This is a genomic window from Marinifaba aquimaris (assembly GCF_013328345.1).
Taxonomy (GTDB): domain Bacteria; phylum Pseudomonadota; class Gammaproteobacteria; order Enterobacterales; family Alteromonadaceae; genus Marinifaba; species Marinifaba aquimaris.
On record NZ_JABULX010000022.1, the window covers coordinates 26,551 to 46,347 of the forward strand.

Here is a 19,797-nt window from a genome sequence, read left to right on the forward strand (position 1 = left end):
CCAGCAGACCTTACAAAAGTGGGCTGTCTATTCAATTCGCATTCATCTATTAACTATTAACCAAAGGCTTTTTTGAATAAAGCATCTTTATCAAGGACTTCAATTTGACCAAATTGAGCCAATAAAGATAAGTGAACAAAAATATCGACTTTTTCCACGTTTTCTAACCTGGCATCACCGCCTGTAATTAAGCTGGGGACAAAGCCAAACATTTCATCGGCTTTTAGCGCGCCAAATTTTTCAACACATCGTTCAAATAACGGGTTATTGTCTTCATCATTAATGTTATGCAAGTCAAGTGCTTGCCCGCCAAAAAACCACTCAAGCTCTATCTCATGATCTGTTTTTGGGACTTCTTCATTCTCGATAATCCAGCCTCGCGATACGTTTATTTCGTATTGATAACCAGTTGCTTCGCCCCATAGAAACAAATCACCAAAGGCATTGCGAGCAAAGACATGGTATATGTCATTATCTGGGATATCTGTGGGTGCCAACCACTCATCTAAAACATTTTCATAGTCTTGTGGGTTAACTATCCAAAAAAGTCCATCTGAAAAGCCACAAAAACCGTATTCTTGCCAATATTCAAGTAAGCGAGAGGGGAGTTTTCCCTGATATTTTTTGAGTGTTTCAACACTACATTTGACTTGGTTTATTGGTTCACCAAACTTCTCTAAAAAATATTCAAAATCTTCGTCTAATATAAATGTAGATGTCATTGTTATTTACACCTGTGTAGTGAGATATTTATTGGGATATTCGGTCTAAATTGTTTGATCTTCTTTATCCTTAATACTGATGCAACTCAGGTCGCCGTCGTCCTTAGTATTCCATTGCGGACCAATGGACTTGTTAACAATGGCATCACTTTAATAAACGATTTTTTCTATCCTAAGTCGTTTATAGTTAGATTGTGGTCGCGTGACTGAATTAAATTACTTTATTTAGCTCTTTAGTCATCATGTCATCGAATGATAAGTATGACTCTACTCGGACCAACGCTATTCGATCTCGATATTGATAAACATTATTAATGCCATCGAAGGTTAAAACACCTGTGCTACTCTCCCCAATGACAAGAGTTTGATCTGGTAAGTGAATGGTTGAGTCCCTCAAAAACACGTTTGACTCAATTAAATCAAGCAATGATGCATCATTGGCCTCAGAGTTCATTGAACCAAAGATAATCAAACCATTGAATTCAAAACCATTTGTTTTTTTTATAAAGTTAATATAACAATCTGGTAGGTTTAATTTATATGAATATTTCACTCGTTCTTTAAATCTCACAAGCTCTTCTTGAGTTATTGGTGGCTCTAATTTATCACCCCAACTAGATATGGTTTTTTCAATATCATTTAGCAATGCTATGTAATTCATTGTTAGTGCTCTTTTGACGGATAAATAAAGCTCAGAGTAACTGGGAATTAAATATCAACTGAAGCTCCATATGGTACCTTACTCGTTAAGCTCCTTTGTGCATTAGTAATGGTATAATGCTAGGGCTTGTTTCTGATTAAAATTAAGTGCTTGTAATCGTTAGTCCCTCAATCATCAAGATGGATTTTGCTGCTTTTCAGTAAAGCCTGCTTCTTTTAAAATTTTTAATTTTCAGGATTTTTAACTAATGACTCTAGTTAGTTTTTCCTGATAAAGGAATAAAATTTCTTACTATTAAGAGTCCAGAAGTATTAAAGCTAAGGGAGTCTTTGCATTCTTTCCCCTTGGTATTGTTGAAGTGCCTTGTTGGTTTTGTTTATTAGGTAATCGATACCTTGCTTTATGCCTTGCTCAACTTTGGGGATAATTTGATTGAGTTTATCAATATTGTATTTCAGGCTGTCTTAGGCGCTATCTGACAATACCATTTTACACTCCAACTGTTTAATCAGGCTTGCAAGCCATTCTCTTGCTCGCAATACAATTCTATTTGGTCATCAATATTCATTTGGTGTACTCATCAAAAAAGGCTTTATATTTTTTGGGTTCGCCTACAAAGCAGCGCCCTTTAGAAATTGTATTGGCTTTATCAAACCACTGTTTGGCTTCATCTGTCTTTCCTTGCTCGAAATAGATGGTGCCTTTTAAAAATAATGGGCCATCTTGGTATTCTTTTAAATGACCAGACGAGATGAGCTCATCCACTATTTTATGTGAGCTCTCAAATAAGCTAAGCTCACGATACATTTCACAAATGTCACTTACTAAACTTAACGTTACATCCCAATCGTATTTGGGTTCTGGTAACAAGCTCCATGCATGTTCGGCTATTTTTTGAGCTTTAACTGTGTTGCCTTCGTCAAGCTTATTAAATGCTTGAATAAATAAGTTATTTATTTCATCGTGTTGTTCAGACGCTAAAAATCTCATATTAATCCTATTTTAGTAGGGAATAACGATCATTATGTTTGGGGTCAGAGGAGCGATTTATTAATATTGTGGCCAATGCACTAAATCTTTCGGGTAGTACTCGTGGTCGATAAAGCTGCTGTCATCAATATTGTAGAGTTTAACCACCAAGGCGGCTTCCCAGCACCAGTAGCCCTTGTAAGTATCGGTGTCCATTAAATGTAAATCTGGGCTACCATATAATTTGTACCAAGCATCTAAATAGGTTTTGAGCAATTGAGGTCTTTGTGCGGGCTCTGCGATAACCACCTTATGCAATTTACCAAAACGTTTTTTAAAGAGGGGGTTTTCTGCGACTTCACGGCCCGTATCGCCCATGGCGATGGCAAGGTTATCTAAAAGGCCGTCTTGGCCTTGGTTGGCAATTAAATTAAGGACTTGTTGGTAGTAGTCTTGACCCATATTAAGGCAATAGCTAAAGGCTAACCACTGTAAAAGAGTTTCAGTTTTATGCTCTCCTAATTCTTCTTTTGATATGCGCGCAACTTGTTCATTGGGTGGAAGTGCATCGGCAAACTTTTTTTGCCACTGTCGATAGGTCAAGGTTTCAAGTAATAGCGGTTTAAACTCGGCTAAGTTGTCGCCACGTGAGTATTTTAAATGTAATAGCTCCATTGAATCACGAACTAGTCCAAATGCTGTGTTCATTTTTACTTCATAGTTGAATTTATCCTCATAATTAACATCATCTATGTCCTCTTTTAAACACTCGATACTAAATTCGATAGAATTGTCATAATAGTTTTTATCTTTTAAGGTATCTCTTAACACTGTTTGGTCCTGAAATTTTGGTTATACAAATAATGTTTTAGCGCATTCTTTTTAGGGGAAAAGCCTACTTATTGGGAATATTATCTGCCTTGCTAAGGAGGGTGTTTTTTCAATTACAGTCAATTTATAGAGCAAATGCTTTTTTGCGCAGTGCATTTTTGTCTAACACTTCAATTTGACCAAATTGAGCCAATAAAGATAAATGAACAAAAATATCGACTTTGTCCACGTTTTCTAACCTGGCATCTCCGCCTGCAATTAAACTGGGGACAAAGCCAAACATTTCATCTGCTTTTAGTGCGCCGAATTTTTCCACACATCGTTCAAACAAAGGGTTATCGTCTTCATCATCAATGTTATGAGCGCTTGTTCTAGTGGCACCAAAAAATCTCTCTATAACGGTATTATGTTTTGCGCGAGGCGTTTTCTTTTTTTCTATAATCCATGCTTGTGTCGAATTAATTTGATAGCTGTAACCTGTGTCTTCACCCCAAAGAAACAAATCACCAAAGGCATTGCGAGCAAAGACATGGTAAATGTCATGGTCGGGTATATCTGTTTCGACAAGCCATTCATCTAAAACATCTTCGTAGTCTTTAGGGTTAACTATCCAAAAAAGCCCATCAGAAAAGCTACAAAAACCATATTCTTGCCAATATTCAAGCAAGCGAGAGGGGAGTTTGCCCTGATACTTTTTGAGTGTTTCCATACTACATTGTGTTTGGTTTATTGGCTCACCAAAATCTTCTAAAAAGCCTTCAAAGCATTCGTCTAATTCAAATCTGCTACTCATTATTAATTTCCTTATTTACAAGGTGTCAGATCTATATTCATTCGTTTATTTGTTCAAAATTCAGCTAGTTATCTAGTTATCTTGTTGTTGGAACCATTCCTTTTTATCTTATCTGAGTTTGATTCTGTATAGCGCTATCTAATAATGGCTACTTGCCCTAAAGTAACTTAATTTTATTCGTCAGGTTGATAGAGTGATTGTAAGAATTCTTCAAAGTCATCAGAGATTTTGACAATACTCTCTGGATAAAGGTTTTGTTCGGGTTCAAAAGCTAACGTATCTTCTATTTCATGGTCTTTATAAAAAATCACACCGTAACAATCTTGTCTTGCAGATAATAAAAAATAGTTACCAAGCTCTGATTGAGCAATGACTATTAAACCCGTTGGAATATGTATATCTTTATTTAGATACCTTAAGACTAAATCTCTACTTTTTTTTCCTTGGATACTGAATAAAAGCTTAACATCATCACCATTAACTTTAATGTCAACGCCATTAAAATCTATGGCACATTGTTTAGGAACACCACCATTACTGACTAATAGAAACCGCGTGTATTGTTCTGGAAATATTAAGTTAAGTTCATTTTGTGCGTCAGAAATATCTTTTTCACAGAGCATTCTTTTAGATTGAGTAATTGTAAGCATCATAAATTTTCTATAAGTTGGCTCCCTATCAAGAATAAAATGTGAATTAATCAATAGAGATTTAATATTTCCTTCGCAGGGTAAGTTCATTCATCAACCAGATATAAATGTATCAGGCTACTCATAGGAAAAAGCTCTTAATCGATTAAAAACAGAGGGAGGTAAAGAGAATGGGTTTCGCATTGCCAACCGTGCATGGTTTTACCAAGTTTGGCTAGGGTCAGGGCATTTAAATTGATAAAGCCTTCAATAATGTCATTTAACCAGCCAAATTTTGCTTGGTCTGTATGCCAATCGATTACCTTATCAATACTGGATTGCCATTGTTGTTGGTTTTTATTCACGAGTGCATCAATCGCTTCAATTAATGGCAGTATGTACTGTAATACATCTCTTTCTTTACTGTTTTTGGCTTCTTCTAAAGCGGCGTCAATATCAATTTGCTTTAATGTTTGTCCGGTACCGAGTTTAATTAAAAGATGGTCGTACATGAGGCAGGCGAGGTACATGATGTCATCACCTTCTAGTGTCCATTTTGATGCGGCCAGCTTTTGATGCAGCGCGTCATCGCCAAAGAGTAAGACTAAGTTTAATTCGGTATGAATGCTTAAGTCTGTATTGTGGGTGCGAAGCTCAGGGTCAAAACCTCTTAAAAAGGCATAAGGCGCTGCTTTTTCTAAATACAGTTTTACTTGGTCGTAGTTTTCGAGGGCATAATGTGTAAAGCCTACTTCGATGTACTGCTGCGTGACCCAAAATGTAGCATTTTGTTTATCTTCGTATGATGCTGATGCACACTTTATTTCAGGAATTCGATGTTCAATCATATAATTGAGGTCATCATAGAGCTCTTCTAAATCATCCGGTTCATATTTATTTAATTTCAACATCCTAATTTGCCTTTTGTTTCGGAAGTGGTTGTAATTTTCCGCCAACAATTATGCCATTATCCTCTATGGCTTCGATTATCAGTTTATTCAATTTAGGTTTATTGCGCCTCATTGCTTTAAGTAAATTCTGCGCTAATTCCTTATTCTTGTCAGAGTATCTTTTAGATTTTTTCATGCGATTAAGGTTTCTTTCAATCCATCTATCAGACATCTGTTTTGTACCGTCTTGCGTTTGGCCTAATTTAGCACCTGGCCCTTTTGCTTCGTTAATGCACGTAAAACTGAATAAAAAATGCCTATTTTAAATTTGGGGGTTGGAACTGGAATGAAATACAAGCCTGCTTAAGGGTTTAAGCAGGCTTATTGGGCATCTTTTCCAAATGATTAAATAGGGGGAGATTGGTAACTTCAAAGTGAATTGTTGCGGTTGTTTTTGATAACTTCTCAATTAAAGATAATTTATAGACCAAATGCTTTTTTGCGTAGTGCATTTTTGTCTAACACTTCTATTTCGCCAAATTGAGCCAATAAAGATAAGTGAACAAAAATATCGACTTTGTTTACGTTTTCTAAAGTGGCATCACCGCCTGTAATTAAGCTTGGGACAAAGCTAAACATTTCATCGGCTTTTAATGCGCCGAATTGTTTAACGCACTGTTCAAACAAAGGGTTAGCGTCTTCATCTTTTTTTTCATGTAAATCTATATCCTGCCCACCAAAAAACCATTCTATTCTAATGTTATGCTCTGAGAGAGGGTCCCCTTCGCGTTCTAGAATCCATCCTTTTGACGTGGCGATTTTATATTTATATCCGGTTTGCTCACCCCAAAGAAATAAATCGCCAAAAGCATTGCGAGCAAAGACATGGTATGTGTCATTAACTGGGATATCTGTGGGTGCTAACCACTCATCTAAAATAGCTTCGTAGTCTTTAGGGTTAACTATCCAAAAAAGTCCATCTGAAAAGCCACAAAAACCGTATTCTTGCCAATATTCAAGTAAGCGAGAGGGGAGTTTGCCCTGATATTTTTTGAGTGTTTCCATACTACATTGTGTTTGGTTTGTTGGCTCACCAAACTTCTCTAAAAAATACTCAAAATCTTCATCTAATCTAAATGTAGCTGTCATTGTTATTTACACCTGTGTAGTGAGATATTTATTGGGATATTCGGTCCAAATCGTTTGATCTTCTTTATCCTTGATACTGACGCGACTGAGGTCGCCGTCTCCCTTAGTATTCCATTGTGAACCAATTGACTTGTAACACTGGCATCACTTTAATAAACGTTTTTTCTTTTACTAAGTCGATGGTTTGTTTGGCTCAATTAATCAAATTTGTTAATTGGTAGAGGAGTCTGCAAGGCTAGTTATCCAACAAACCTTTAGGCTTATTGGATATCCTTTACTAATTTTCAAAGTAAAGTGCTTTGTCACCAGCAAACTAAATAAAGGTGGGCTGTCTATTCAATTCGCATTCATTTATAGACCAAATGGCGTAGTGCACTTTTGTCTAACACTTCAATTTGACCAAATTGAGCTAATAAAGATAAGTGAACAAAAATATCGACTTTGTCTACGTTTTCTAACCTGGCATCGCCGCCTGCAATTAAACTGGGGACAAAGCCAAACATTTCATCGGCTTTTAGTGCGCCGAATTTTTCCACACATCGTTCAAATAAAGGGTTATCGTCTTCGTCATTATTATCATGTGACTTAGGTCTAGCTCCACCAAAGAACCATTCAATAGCGTTATTGTGTTCTGAAAGTTTGTTACCTTTCTTTTCAATAATCCATCCTTGTGAAATGGTGATTTTATGTTTATATCCGGTTTGCTCCCCCCATAGAAATAGATCACCAAAAGCATTGCGAGCAAAGACATGGTAAATGTCATGGTCGGGTATATCTGTTTCGACAAGCCATTCATCTAAAACATTTTCGTAGTCTTTAGGGTTAACTATCCAAAAAAGTCCATCAGAAAAGCCACAAAAACCATATTCTTGCCAATATTCAAGCAAGCGAGAGGGGAGTTTGCCTTGATATTTTTTGAGTGTTTCCATACTACATTGTGTTTGGCTTGTTGGCTCACCAAACTTCTCTAAGAAATATTTAAAATCTTCGTCTAATTCAAATCTGCTACTCATTATTAATGTCCTTATTTACAAGGTGTCAGATCTATATTCATTCGTGTATCAGTTCCAAATCCAGCAAACGATTTTTAATTAACAATGGAATTAAGGTGATTGTTAAATAGCCTTTATTCGCTGTTTAGAAAAAGGGGGTAAACCAATGTCGGTTATGGCATTTAATAATTGTATTTTACTCATTATTTAGTCGCTCTATTTCATCTGCTAAATCCTGATCCCATTCAAAATCAATATTGAACTTCCCTGATGGTTCGAGTGTGAACTTAGCGCGGTTCCACTTATTCTCAGAGTTCTCAGTTGTTATGTGATGTAATTGTTTAAAAAGTTTATATGTCTGATAGCCGACTTTGAACTGATATTGCTGGATTTTGTTATCTGTTTTTAAATATCTACCGTTATATTCTGCTGAATCACCTAAATATTCAAAATTAATTGATGCTTCAGTCCAAACATCATTTATGCTCGACACCATTTTTTGAACAATTTCTAAATAAATTTCATCTACATTCAATTTATATTGCTACCTTAGCTAGAGTTCTTTAATTGCGCGTTCTATTTCTTTGTAAAAAAAGTCTGCGAAACACTGTGCAACAAGGTGTTTTCGATCTTCTCTCTTAAACGATAACTCCGTTTCTACTACAGGTGAGTTTTCATATTCACCAGTTAAGTCGATGCAAAAAATAGGACCGTAACCCGTAGATTTTACTTTAATCATTTTATTGGAAATATCGCCCAGCTTTATTGCTGATTCAGTTGCAAATATTGCGCAGGGAATACTTTTTGATTGCAAGCCATACTTAGTTAAACCATAAAACTCTTCTGATTCAAAACATAAAGCGCCATATTTTCGTAGAAAATACCTGTAGTCTTGTGGAAATTTAATACCTAACCTACTTTCAGCTGCCAGTATTAATTCTTCTGAAGCGCCTCCATGAACTAAAATTTCTTCGCCAGATTGTTCCATCATCCGAATAGCCGAATCTATTTTTGTACTCATTTAATATCATCCTAATTAAAGTCGTGAGTTAAATTTACTCAAGTTTATTACGATACTCATCGAGGAGTAATTTTACTTTTATGCAGAAAAAGCGAAATCTTTGTTTTGCTTGTAAGACCAACATGCCGATTAATTGCCATTTATAAATTATTAAAAAGCCACCCTTTGAAAGTTATAAAGAAATAGCTGGTGTACTTCTTACTTGAACGTGGCTTGTAATTTCAAAGTAAATTGAAGTGGGCGGCCTTTATAGCTTTGTTGTTGTACTTTATAGGTTGCACCAATACAAAATCAGTCGGATTTTTTTATTTTAAAAAGTATGTGAATTGATGATAAAGGAGCCTGTAGTCACTACAGACTCCTTTTAATTTTATTTCGAATGTTAAAGAGTAAGTTTACTCACCTTGTTTATGAGTAATAATAAAAAATTAACCAAAGGCTTTTCTGAATAAAGCATCTTTATTAAGAACTTCAATTTGACCAAATTGAGCCAATAAAGATAAGTGAACAACAATATCGACTTTGTCTACGTTTTCTAACCTGGCATCGCCGCCTGCAATTAAACTGGGGACAAAGCCAAACACTTCATCGGCTTTTAATGCGCCAAATTTTTCCACACATCGTTCAAATAAAGGGTTATCGTCTTCATCATCAATGTCGTGATCTTCTATATCAGAACACCCAAAAAATCTTTCAAACTTTACATTGTGCTTGCTTTTTTGGGAGCCATCTTGCTCGATAATCCAGCCTCTTGATGCTGTTATTTCATATCGAAAGCCTGTTTCTTCTCCCCAAAGAAACAAATCACCAAAGGCATTGCGAGCAAAGACATGGTAAATATCATTATCTGGAATACCTGTATTTTCTAACCATTCATCTAAAACAGCTTCGTAGTCTTGTGGGTTGACTATCCAAAAAAGCCCATCTGAAAAACCACAAAAACCGTATTCTTGCCAATATTCAAGTAAGCGAGAGGGGAGTTTTCCCTGATATTTTTTGAGTGTTTCAATACTACATTGGGCTTGGTTTATTGGCTCACCAAAATCTTCTAAAAAGCCTTCAAAGCATTCGTCTAATTCAAATTTGCAGCTCATTATTAAAATCCTTATTTACAAGGTGTCAGATCTATATTCACTCGTGTATCAGTTCTAAACTCAGCAAACGATTTTGAGTTAACCATGGGTTAAAAGGTGATTTTTTTTATGAAATATGTTCAGTTTTATAGCAATAATAAAGTCTGCAAGTTGTGCACTGGCGGTATTTTAAATGACCACCTTCCCAAGTTTTAACGCAGTAAATGTTAGGGCTGAGGTTTTATATGGCCACTTCGGATTTTAAAAAGTCGTAGTAGAAAAGACCGTCTTCTTCATGGTCTTCAAAAATTTCCTTACCAGCAAGCATATAGGCTTTTAGCAGTGCATTTTTACTGCGCTCCTTGTCATTAAGTTGGTAGTGGCATTGGCCTGCTCGAAAGTGAATGAAAGGGTTATCGATTGCTTCAGGGTAGTTTAACGTATCAAGCATGGCGTCAAGTGCTGTTTCATACTCATCAAGCATATAATAACTATCACCTATAGATACTTTTAACCAAGTAGCGTGCTCCCAATCATCGAAAGGGTCTGCGAGTAAATCAAAGGCTTTTTGCCATATATTGATTGCCCCTTTAAAATCGTCTTCATCAAATAGGTCATTCCCTTGCTCGCAATACAATTCTATTTGGTCATCAATATTCATTTGGCGTACTCATCAAAAAAGGCTTTATATTTCTTTGGCTCACCCGCAAAGCACCGCCCTTTAGAAATTTTATTGGCTTTATCAAACCACTGTTTGGCTTCATCTTTCTTTCCTTGCTCAAAGTAAATGGTTCCTTTTAAAAATAATGGGCCATCATCATATTCGTCTAGGTGACCAGAAGCGATGAGCTCATCCACTATTTTATGTGAGCTCTCAAATAAGCTAAGCTCACGATACATTTCACAGGTTGCAGACACAAAACTAAGGGTAACATCCCAATCAAACTTGGGCTCAGGTAAATAGTCCCATGCTTGCTCTGCTTGTTGTTTAGCTATTTTAAAATCCTTTTTCTCTAAGGCTTTAAACGCAGCAATATACAAGTTATCAATTTTTTCACGTAGGTTTATTGGTAAGTTATTCATACATTTTCCTTAATCTTGCACCTGCACAGTCGTCCGTACTTTATTGTCCTAATTTGTCCTTATTAGCATCTAGTATCCATTTGGACATGTGCTGGATAACCTAATAAGGCCATTCATTTTTAAGCGGTTTATTAATATTGTTGCCAATGCACTAAATCTTTCGGGTAGTACTCGTGGTCGATAAAGCTGCTGTCATCAATATTGTAGAGTTTGACCACTAAGGCGGCTTCCCAGCACCAGTAGCCGATATAAGCATCAGTATCCATTAAATGATAATCGGGCGTACCATACAGTGTGTACCAAGCATCTAAATAGGTTTTGACCAATTTGGGTCTTTGTGCGGGCTCTGCGATAACCACTTTATGCAATTTACCAAAACGTTTTTTAAAAAGAGTGCCTTGCGCAACGTCACGGCCCGTATCCCCCATGGCAATAGCAATGTTATCTAACAGGCCGTCTTGGCCTTGGTTGGCAATTAAACTAAGAACTTGTTGGTAGTAGTCTTGACCCATATTAAGGCAATAGCTAAAGGCTAACCACTGTAAAAGAGTTTCAGTTTTATGCTCTCCTAATTCTTCTTTTGATATGCGCGCAACTTGTTCATTGGGTGGAAGTGCATCGGCAAACTTTTTTTGCCACTGTCGATAGGTCAAGGTATCAAGCAATAGCGGTTTAAACTCAGCAAGGTTATCTCCGCGCGAGTACTTTTGATGTAGCAAATACATGGAATCACTTACCATTCTATAAGCCTTTTTCATCTTTACTTTATAGGTATATTTTCCCTCAGAGCTTATACTTGCAATGTCTTCTTTAGCGCATTCAACTCTAAAATTAACCCTATCGTCATAATAGTTTTTATCTTTTAAGGTATCTCTTAACACTGTTTGGTCCTTATAATTTTAATGCTTTTCCGATAATGTTGGCATTCTTATCAAGCGCTTTAACAACGAGTGTGCCATCTTCTTTATTGCGAATAAGTAATTTTTGGACTGTACCGTCATTATCTTCAAGTGCTTCTAATATCTCTTTTCTTTGTGCTCGATCAGTGATCCCCGCGTTTTTGAGTCGCTCGTCTGTCACCCAATCATTTGACATCTGCTTGCCGTGTTTGGTGCTACCCAAGCGTGCTTTGTTGTATTTTGCTTCGGTAATGACGTAGTCAGGTGGCGGGTTGGGGTGAGAATAAATACAAAAAACAATTATTTAAAATTATTGGAAATATGAACTGGAATGAAATACAAGCCCGCTTAAGGGTTTAAGCAGGCTTATTGGGCATCCTTTCTACATTGTTAAAGAGCGTTTTTTTGCGGTGCTTATTGTTTATATGTGCAGTTACATTTCAATAATGACGGCAATGCTTTTGTTTTGTTTTGCTGCATCTCTAAAGGTTACGAAGTATTTATCTCTAACCATTTCGTAGGCATCCGGGTTTACTTCATTTATGCCGTCTTGTTCAATTTCCTGAATGATTTGTTTGCCTTCGAGTGAATCAATATCAAAGTCGTATTCTTGTTGCATCACCGAGTAAAAGTCTTGCACCATTTCTGCTGGGAAAAAACCAAACGTGCCACTGGTATCCGCATCGGGCGGTAATAGCTTGTGAGGATAAAAATTAAAAGTGGCAACAAGCAATAGGTTGCTGTTACCCGCAGCGGCATCCCATAATTGCAGTGCGGGCTCAAAGCCACGCATGTTTAATTCGATGGATTGCCAGCGAATGCCTTCTTGCTGGGTAATATCCAGCACAGTTTGGTATTTACTTTCATCATCACCCGTTAGGTTAGCAGGGTAGGTGTCTTCATCAATCAGGTATAAATGTATCAGGCTACTCATAGGAAAAAGGCTCTTAATCGATTAAAAACAGAGGGAGGTAAAGAGAATGGGTTTCACATTGCCAACCATGCATGGTTTTACCAAGTTTGGCTAGGGTTAGGGCATTTAAATTGATAAAGCCATCGATGTCTTCTTTGTAGTCACCAAATTTACATTGGTCTGTATGCCAATCAATTGCTTTTTCAATAGAGGATTGCCATAGCGATTGGTCACTCAATACCAAGGCATTTATTGCTTGAATTAATGGTTGAATATATTGCAGCACATCTTTGTCTTTGGTCGCACCAGCCTCAGATAATGCTTCCTCTATTTGAACTTGCTCAATTGATTGGCCTGTGCCCACTTTGATGAGTAAACAATCATACAAATAACATGCTTGGTGCATAATACTGCTGGGCTTAAAGTTATTTACTAATTTAGATAATTTTTCAATGATATCTGTATTGCCAAATAACAAACAGAGATTAAGTTCCTGCTGGATTGTCCAATCATTCTTGTGCGTTTTTAACTCCTCATCAAAACCTCTTAAAAAAGCATAAGGCGCAGCTTTTTCTAAATACGGTTTTACTTGGTCGTAATTTTCGAGGCCGTAGTTGGCGTTGGCTAACCTAACATACCAACTTGTCAAATTAAATGCTGCTCGTACTTTCTCCTCAATCGGTTCGTCGTCATCGTTAATAACAGGCGTCCAATTTTTAATCGCTTTAGGTCTAGAAGAAAGATCGTACGATAAATCATCTTCATTTAATTTATTTAACTTTAACATACTTATCCTTTGCTAAGAGGTAATGGTTGTAATTTGCCACCGATGACTTTGCCATTTTCTTCAATTGCTTCAATAACTAATTTATTTACTTTTATTCTGTTATCCTCAGCATCAAGCAGGTCTTGCGCTAATTTCTTATTCTTGTCAGAGTATCTTTTAGATTTTTTCATGCGATTAAGATTTCTTTTAATCCATCTATCAGACATCTGTTTTGTACCGTCTTGCGTTTGGCCTAATTTAGCACCTGGCCCTTTTGCTTCGTTAATGCACGTAAAACTGAATAAAAAATGTCTATATTAAATTTTTTTGGGGGAGAGGAATGAAATACAAGCCTGCTTAAGAGTTTAAGCAGGCTTATTGGGAATCCTTTCCACATTGTTAAAGAGCGGTCTTTGGTTATCCTTAAGTCGATAAGGGTGAATACTATCTCGCTATTTTAAGTATGTTGGAGCAAGTCTATTGGTAGCATGGCATGTTTTGTGAGTGCTCCGGCGTGAACGCCGGTAATATTGGCCACCAGTGCGGCCTCTAAACACCAATAGCCTGTGTAATAGTCGGTGTACTCAAACTCACAATCGCACGCATGGCTGTCATGCCAGTCTGCAAGGTCTTCAAGCTGGTCATACCAAGTGGTAACAAACTGGTTAATCAACTCGGGTTTTAACTCAGGTGCCGCGGTCACTGCCTGATAGAGTGGTTGATAAAGCTCAGGATAATACAGGCTATTTGCCATGTCGCGAGTGTTATCACCTAAGGCGTTGGCAATGGCATCAAGTAGGGCGTCTTTGCCTTGTTCACCAATAATATCGAGCGCTTGATTAATATGCGTTTGCTCTGCTCCTGTTGCCTGTAGCAAACTCAACCACCACAATGTGTAAACGTAACGATTAATGTTTGGCGAGCCAACAGCATCTATTTGCCCACCTAATTTTTCAAAGGCATTGCGGTAAATTTGATGCGCTGCTGGCAGCTGGTCACAATACGCCGATAATTGTTTGCGGTAATCCAGTATGGCAAGTGTGTGCTGTTTTACTGTGCTTAAATGCGCGCCTCTTGAGTAATGCGCCACAGCGCGCATAATGGCTAGTTGATAGATACGTTGGGCCACATCAACGCGCTCTGATGGCGAGGTAAAGTTACCGGCATCTAATGCGTCTTGGGTTTCAGTTATTCCTTGCTCTATGTCGAGTAAGAACTCGTCAAAATAATCTGGTGTTTTTCGAGTATCTCGCATGGGTATTGCTCCTTGCTTGCACTAAAACTTATAAAGTTTGTTGCCAATGCACTAAATCTTTCGGGTAGTACTCGTGGTCGATAAAGCTGTTGTCATCAATATTGTAGAGTTTGACCAATAGGGCGGCTTCCCAGCACCAGTAGCCGTCATAGGCACCGTCCTCCATTAAATGATAATCAGGGCTACCATATAATTTGTACCAAGCATCTAAATAGGTTTTGACCAATTTGGGTCTTTGTGCGGGCTCTGCGATAACCACTTTATGCAATTTACCAAAACGTTTTTTAAAGAGGGTGTTTTCTGCGACTTCACGGCCCGTATCGCCCATGGCGATGGCAAGGTTATCTAAAAGGCCGTCTTGGCCTTGGTTAGCAATTAAAGCCAGCACTTGTTGGTAGTAGTCTTGACCCATATTAAGGCAATAAGCAAAGGCAAACCAAGTCAGAATGCGCTCCATATCATCTTCGTTTACTTCTTCCCACTGGATACGCGCCACTTGTTCATTGGGGGGGAGTGCATCGGCAAACTGTTTTTGCCACTGCCGATAGGTCAGGGTGTCAAGTAATAGTGGTTTAAACTCGGCTAAATTGTCACCTCGCGAGTATTTTAAGTGTAATAACTCCATTGAGTCGTTTATCAGCCCAAATGCAAAATTCATCTTTACTTCATGGGTAAGTTCGTCATCAGACTTAATGTCATCGATATCTTCTTCAATGCATTCAAGTCTAAAATTGACTCTGTCATCATAATAACTCTTATCTTTTAGCGTATCTCTTAACACTGTTTGGTCCTTATAATTTTAATGCTTTACCGATTATGTTGGCGTTCTTATCAAGCGCTTTAACGACGAGTGTGCCATCTTCCTTATTGCGAATAAGTAATTTTTGTATTTTTCCATCGTCCTTTTGAAGGCTTCTTAGTATTTTACGACGCTCTACTGGGCTGGTAATGCCCGCTTTTTTGAGTCTCTTGTCTGTCACCCATTTATTTGACATCTGCTTGCCGTGTTTGGTGTTACCTAAGCGCGCTTTGTTATATTTTGCTTCGGTAATAACGTAGTCAGGTGGCGGGTTGGGGTGTAAATAAATACCATCAATGCCCGTTTGCCCAGGTGTGTATTTACCATCTGTTTTACCAAGCGCAGTAAACCCTTTTTCTTGCATTAACTGATGTGCATTGTACTCGCCTGTCGCCGCTTTTCTATGATTTATGTGTTTGAATTCAGCTTTAAAGTCATCAGGCGTTTTTCTCGTTGAGGTTATCGCTTTGCTAGTATTCGCCCCTTTTAACTCATTCCCCTTAGGCGCTTCAAGTTCATCCGCTTTAACCTTTTTCGTTTGTCCTGTGATACCGGTTTGTGGCAGTTCGCCTTCGTATTTATTTAATGCGGTATTTATTTTGTTTTTAAGGTAATCGATACCTTGTTTTATGCCTTGCTCAACTTTGGGGATAATTTGATTGAGTTTATCAATATTGTGTTTCAGGCTGTCTTTGGCGCTATCTGATAATACCCATTTAACACTCCAGCTGTTTAAGCAAGCTTGTAAGCCATCTCTTAACGCAACGATTTTTTCTTTCACTAAGTCGGTGGCTTGTTTGGTTAAATCAGCCCAATCGAGGTTTTTAAGGTATTTTACTGGGTCACCTTTGCCCAGTTTTCTCAATACGGCAAGGGCTGCGGGTAGGGCGTTATCCGCATTTTTTATAATGACTTTGCCGACACCCTTAATGGCCGAGCCAGCAACGGGGATCAAACCGATACCGGTAAGGGCCATAGCAATCCAGCCTGCTGTGTCGTTGGCGTCTTCATCATCGGTTAAGACCATGACATTGGCGCAAATATCTCTAACATCCATGATTTGATCGACCACAGGGATCATCGAAATCACCGTACCAACAACGATTTGTGAGGTACTGGGGTTTTCGTTAAAGTCGCCTTGTAATGCGCCCCAAAACCAATCGCCTGCGGTTGCCGCTAAATCACCGGCTTCACTTAACAAACTGGTATCGTTATTTTCAACCATTTGTACAGCGGCTTGTGGCGAAATTTTGCCATATAGCGGGTTGGGCTGCGTGTTTTCAATTGGTTGATATTCTCGCGTGTCTTCACCTAAATACACCTGATACTGCCCAGTGGGTACTTCGGTAATATCGGCTTGGCCATTACTATCTAAATGACCTGTTAATTCAGTACCATCACTTAACACAACGCGATAAGGGGCCTGTTGAACGGGCTCGCCGTCTTGATACTGATAAGCAAGCGAAACGGTGTTAAGTGTATTATCTGCTTCTGTTATCCCATCTAATGTTAATGGGCTAATACGGCTAATGTTGCTTGGGCTTGGCGCAGCTGGGCTACTGGCTCGACTCGGGCTTTGGTTGTCATAGCTTACTGGGGCATCATGATTAATAAATAACCCTTTTAACGTCAGCAAGCCTGATGCAGTTATGGCCACATCGCCACTGCTCGATAAGCTAATTTGTGCGCCAGCATTGTGAAGCACTAAATCGCCTCTGCCGTTGCAACACAGCTCGATGCTTTGTTGAGTTTGGTAAAAGCTCGCACCTTGTGGGTTTAAAATGGATATACCGCCGCGTTCACTTTGCCAATTGAGCGTTTGTTTGGCCGCAAATGTGGCCGTTTGATTGGCTAAAAGCGTTAAGGCACTTTCCGATAAAATGTCAATTTCTTTGGCAAACCAACGCATGTTGGCACCCGATTGAAACTGAATAATTTGCTCGGTTTGGATGCGGTAATGGTTGTTAGCATCGTGTAGCATTTGCCCATTAATTTTAAAGCTGATGGTTTTTTCATCGGTATTCAGGTTCAGTGTTTTCCCTGCGACAAGTGAAATATGGCCTAGCCTTGAGAGCCAGTTGATGCAGTGTTTTTGGGCATTAGTGCCAGCCTGCAACTTAAAGCAATGCTCGCCATCGAGCGTTTGTAGCATGATATGTGCATTGTCGATATCGTCATCTAACGTAAGCTGATGGCCACTACTTGTGCTCAGTTGATTTAGGGTAGGGGTTTGGCTGTTGACTACCGAAGGCTGGGTTTGATTGTTATCAAAACCGATAATGAAACTTTTATCCGCATCGTTATCTAAACAACCTAATAGCACTTGATTATTATCGAGAAGGGGAAAGTGCCAGCCTGTTGCTTGCGGTTGTTCGGCGCAGGCGTAATGGGTTAATTTTGACAGCGCAATAGAGGCTTGCGTTTTTGCTTTGGCAGTTTTATCAAATTCGGCTCTGACTTGATATTGGCCATCAACATTGAGTTGAGCTTGAGAAGATAGCGACTCGACATTGGCTGCAAATAGCATAGGTTTGGGCAATTTTTTTATCGGCCTTGGAATAAAAAACTGGCCACGCTCGATAACGGTTAGTTGGCAATTAAAATAGGTTGCCTGATTGCTAACACGCTCATCATTACCTTGGTTTAGGGTATATACCGCGCTAATACAGAGCCAATCGGCCGTTGCGTTTAAACCATTGTCATCGGTTAACGAAAAAGATGCCCCGACAAATACATCGGGTACGTTTCCAACTAATTTTGTGTACTTTTTTTGTTGTCCGGCTGTTGCTTGTGTTTTGAAGTAATGCGCGGCTTGGTTGAACCCGACAAAGGTATCGGTTAATTCAAAACTCGACATTTGTGAGGCAAAACCATCGCTGGTTTTTAACACCAATTCACCACGTGTGGTGTACGGGGACGCGAGTTGGCTGTCGGTAATAATTAATACGTGCGTTTGATTAATGGCCTCAAACCAAAACAGCAGTTTGTGTTGTTGAATAAGACGATGGAAAAAGTCGTAGTTAGACTCCAATGCCTGTACGCAGTATGGCGCTTGAGGTAAGTCTTGGCTTAAGCGGAATATTATTTGGTTGTGACTGTAGCCTGCCTCAATAGCGACTTGGGTTAAAAGGCTTTGTATGTCGCTATCTAACCAAACTCTCGATTTATACTGTTTGGGTAACAAGCTAATTCTATCTTGTAGTGTAATTTGGTAATGACGCGTTTCGAATCGGCTACCGAGCTCTTCAATAGCCGTTACAACACCACAATAATCATGACCTAAACCGTCTGAAGCCAAGATGGTGAGCGTTGCATTGTGGCCTAAGCCATTGAATAAGGCGCTATCGGATACGGACGATGAAATTTCAACATTTAATAGAAATTTAAAGCCTGCGTTGAGGTGTGATTGGCCAGAAAAATGGCTGACTTTATATTCAACTCCCAGTAGTACAAGCGAAGAGATAGCACGTACCTGTTGGTCGGTTTTTGAACCACTGGCATGGTTGATGATTGACATATCCATTGTCGATTCTCATGTCTATTTTGTTAACAATAAATATCCATTTAGTTAACAATTATCGGGGCTTTATGACAGTAAAGCTAAGCGAGTTCTCTATATGGTCTTAGTTTGAGCTTTATCTGAGCTAATTCCATATTTAAATTGTTATAACATGCTGATTCTAAATATGTCAAACCATTAGCAAATGTTAACATTTGGTTGACACCTATTTCAGGGCTGGTGTATTTTAAAGATAGATATCATGTACGAGCTGCTTGATTAGTAAACAGTTCGTGTAGTTTTATGGATACTTGATTTCTCAATTGTGTTGATGACGAAGGGATACACATGTTTAGTACGGATAAGCAAACTCGCTCGCCAAAAAGCGTGCTTGAAAATGACAAACTGGACGTTTACAAAAAAGCATTTATTCTACAAAAAAATGCTTTCATCCAGTCTACTTGGAGTAATTGTCGTTCAATCGGTATCTTACTCGATCAAATCGGCTTACCCGCTCATCGTGTATTTTCTAAAGAAGCACATCAAACATTCGAAATACTCAATAACGAGTCGCTTGATTACTGCCTTTACAAAGCTTGCCTTACTCATGTTGTTTTATCACAGCTGAGCAATGAATTACTCAGGGTTCAGTCGCAATTATTCGCGGCCATGGATGAGCTCGTTGTCACTACATTAGAAACCGATCGTAAACATCAAACCAGCGTCTCTTTAGTCAAAAAATTACTGAATCAAAAAACATTTTGGGCTGAAACTGCTTCAGCTCGTTTCGATCAAGTTATCTGCTCCGTACTTGAGCAGAAATTATGTCGTTAAATTTTTATATCACTAGGGT

At 38.5% G+C, this 19,797-nt stretch carries 24 protein-coding genes; 1 reads left to right on the top strand and 23 read right to left on the bottom strand.

From position 1 onward, the window contains the following. Window positions 1-56: 56 nt before the first annotated feature. The 23 genes from HR060_RS19430 to HR060_RS13655 form a co-directional block, all read right to left on the bottom strand. The gene (locus HR060_RS19430) at window positions 57-722 is read right to left on the bottom strand and encodes a GAD-like domain-containing protein (protein ID WP_174200831.1); all 666 of its coding nucleotides are present in this window, start codon (window positions 720-722) and stop codon (window positions 57-59) included. Window positions 723-933: 211 nt separating this feature from the next. Next, a complete protein-coding gene (locus tag HR060_RS13550; RefSeq protein ID WP_174200832.1) occupies window positions 934-1,383 on the bottom strand; it encodes a YrhA family protein in 450 nt (149 codons plus the stop codon). A gap of 564 nt (window positions 1,384-1,947) precedes the next feature. Next, entirely contained in the window at window positions 1,948-2,373 is a 426-nt protein-coding gene (locus HR060_RS13555; protein WP_174200833.1) for a hypothetical protein, read from the bottom strand. Window positions 2,374-2,433: 60 nt separating this feature from the next. Further along, the gene (locus HR060_RS19680) at window positions 2,434-3,183 is read right to left on the bottom strand and encodes a PoNe immunity protein domain-containing protein (RefSeq protein ID WP_174200834.1); all 750 of its coding nucleotides are present in this window, start codon (window positions 3,181-3,183) and stop codon (window positions 2,434-2,436) included. A 124-nt stretch (window positions 3,184-3,307) separates the two neighbouring features. After that, on the bottom strand, window positions 3,308-3,976 hold the full coding sequence (locus HR060_RS13565) for a GAD-like domain-containing protein (RefSeq protein WP_174200835.1): 669 nt from the start codon (window positions 3,974-3,976) through the stop codon (window positions 3,308-3,310). A 173-nt stretch (window positions 3,977-4,149) separates the two neighbouring features. Next, entirely contained in the window at window positions 4,150-4,629 is a 480-nt protein-coding gene (locus HR060_RS13570) for an SMI1/KNR4 family protein (RefSeq protein WP_174200836.1), read from the bottom strand. A 134-nt stretch (window positions 4,630-4,763) separates the two neighbouring features. Then, window positions 4,764-5,516, bottom strand: coding sequence for an Imm49 family immunity protein (locus tag HR060_RS13575; RefSeq protein WP_174200837.1), 753 nt, complete (start codon window positions 5,514-5,516; stop codon window positions 4,764-4,766). A gap of 1 nt (window position 5,517) precedes the next feature. Further along, on the bottom strand, window positions 5,518-5,727 hold the full coding sequence (locus HR060_RS13580) for a hypothetical protein (protein ID WP_174200838.1): 210 nt from the start codon (window positions 5,725-5,727) through the stop codon (window positions 5,518-5,520). Between the two features lie 248 nt (window positions 5,728-5,975). Beyond that, window positions 5,976-6,644 carry a GAD-like domain-containing protein gene (locus tag HR060_RS13585; protein ID WP_174200839.1) on the bottom strand — a complete coding sequence of 223 codons (669 nt, stop codon included), beginning with the start codon at window positions 6,642-6,644 and terminating at the stop codon, window positions 5,976-5,978. A gap of 347 nt (window positions 6,645-6,991) precedes the next feature. Continuing rightward, entirely contained in the window at window positions 6,992-7,657 is a 666-nt protein-coding gene (locus HR060_RS13590) for a GAD-like domain-containing protein (protein WP_174200840.1), read from the bottom strand. Window positions 7,658-7,832: 175 nt separating this feature from the next. Beyond that, the gene (locus HR060_RS13595; protein WP_174200841.1) at window positions 7,833-8,171 is read right to left on the bottom strand and encodes an immunity protein YezG family protein; all 339 of its coding nucleotides are present in this window, start codon (window positions 8,169-8,171) and stop codon (window positions 7,833-7,835) included. Between the two features lie 18 nt (window positions 8,172-8,189). Next, window positions 8,190-8,657 (bottom strand): SMI1/KNR4 family protein, encoded by a 468-nt coding sequence (locus tag HR060_RS13600; RefSeq protein WP_174200842.1) that lies wholly within the window; start codon window positions 8,655-8,657, stop codon window positions 8,190-8,192. 428 nt (window positions 8,658-9,085) lie between these two features. After that, window positions 9,086-9,751, bottom strand: a complete 666-nt coding sequence (locus tag HR060_RS19445) for a GAD-like domain-containing protein (protein ID WP_174200843.1) — start codon at window positions 9,749-9,751, stop codon at window positions 9,086-9,088. Between the two features lie 220 nt (window positions 9,752-9,971). Next, a complete protein-coding gene (locus HR060_RS13610) occupies window positions 9,972-10,391 on the bottom strand; it encodes a hypothetical protein (protein ID WP_174200844.1) in 420 nt (139 codons plus the stop codon). Further along, window positions 10,388-10,813 carry a hypothetical protein gene (locus HR060_RS13615; RefSeq protein ID WP_174200845.1) on the bottom strand — a complete coding sequence of 142 codons (426 nt, stop codon included), beginning with the start codon at window positions 10,811-10,813 and terminating at the stop codon, window positions 10,388-10,390. Before HR060_RS13615 ends, HR060_RS13610 begins: the two co-directional genes overlap by 4 nt. A gap of 131 nt (window positions 10,814-10,944) precedes the next feature. After that, window positions 10,945-11,694, bottom strand: coding sequence for a PoNe immunity protein domain-containing protein (locus tag HR060_RS19685; protein WP_174200846.1), 750 nt, complete (start codon window positions 11,692-11,694; stop codon window positions 10,945-10,947). A 10-nt stretch (window positions 11,695-11,704) separates the two neighbouring features. After that, the gene (locus HR060_RS13625) at window positions 11,705-11,908 is read right to left on the bottom strand and encodes a hypothetical protein (RefSeq protein ID WP_174200847.1); all 204 of its coding nucleotides are present in this window, start codon (window positions 11,906-11,908) and stop codon (window positions 11,705-11,707) included. 237 nt (window positions 11,909-12,145) lie between these two features. Next, window positions 12,146-12,646, bottom strand: a complete 501-nt coding sequence (locus tag HR060_RS13630; RefSeq protein ID WP_174200848.1) for a hypothetical protein — start codon at window positions 12,644-12,646, stop codon at window positions 12,146-12,148. Between the two features lie 13 nt (window positions 12,647-12,659). Continuing rightward, complete coding sequence (locus HR060_RS13635) at window positions 12,660-13,412, bottom strand: Imm49 family immunity protein (protein ID WP_174200849.1); 753 nt, start codon at window positions 13,410-13,412, stop codon at window positions 12,660-12,662. A gap of 2 nt (window positions 13,413-13,414) precedes the next feature. Beyond that, window positions 13,415-13,618 (bottom strand): hypothetical protein, encoded by a 204-nt coding sequence (locus HR060_RS13640; RefSeq protein WP_174200850.1) that lies wholly within the window; start codon window positions 13,616-13,618, stop codon window positions 13,415-13,417. A gap of 230 nt (window positions 13,619-13,848) precedes the next feature. Further along, window positions 13,849-14,646, bottom strand: coding sequence for a PoNe immunity protein domain-containing protein (locus HR060_RS13645; RefSeq protein WP_174200851.1), 798 nt, complete (start codon window positions 14,644-14,646; stop codon window positions 13,849-13,851). 28 nt (window positions 14,647-14,674) lie between these two features. Next, a complete protein-coding gene (locus HR060_RS13650; protein ID WP_174200852.1) occupies window positions 14,675-15,427 on the bottom strand; it encodes a PoNe immunity protein domain-containing protein in 753 nt (250 codons plus the stop codon). A 10-nt stretch (window positions 15,428-15,437) separates the two neighbouring features. Then, on the bottom strand, window positions 15,438-18,968 hold the full coding sequence (locus tag HR060_RS13655; protein ID WP_174200853.1) for a contractile injection system protein, VgrG/Pvc8 family: 3,531 nt from the start codon (window positions 18,966-18,968) through the stop codon (window positions 15,438-15,440). A 324-nt stretch (window positions 18,969-19,292) separates the two neighbouring features. Here HR060_RS13655 and HR060_RS13660 point away from each other — a divergent pair, with 324 nt between their 5' ends. Beyond that, window positions 19,293-19,778 (top strand): hypothetical protein, encoded by a 486-nt coding sequence (locus tag HR060_RS13660; RefSeq protein WP_174200854.1) that lies wholly within the window; start codon window positions 19,293-19,295, stop codon window positions 19,776-19,778. Window positions 19,779-19,797: the final 19 nt, after the last annotated feature.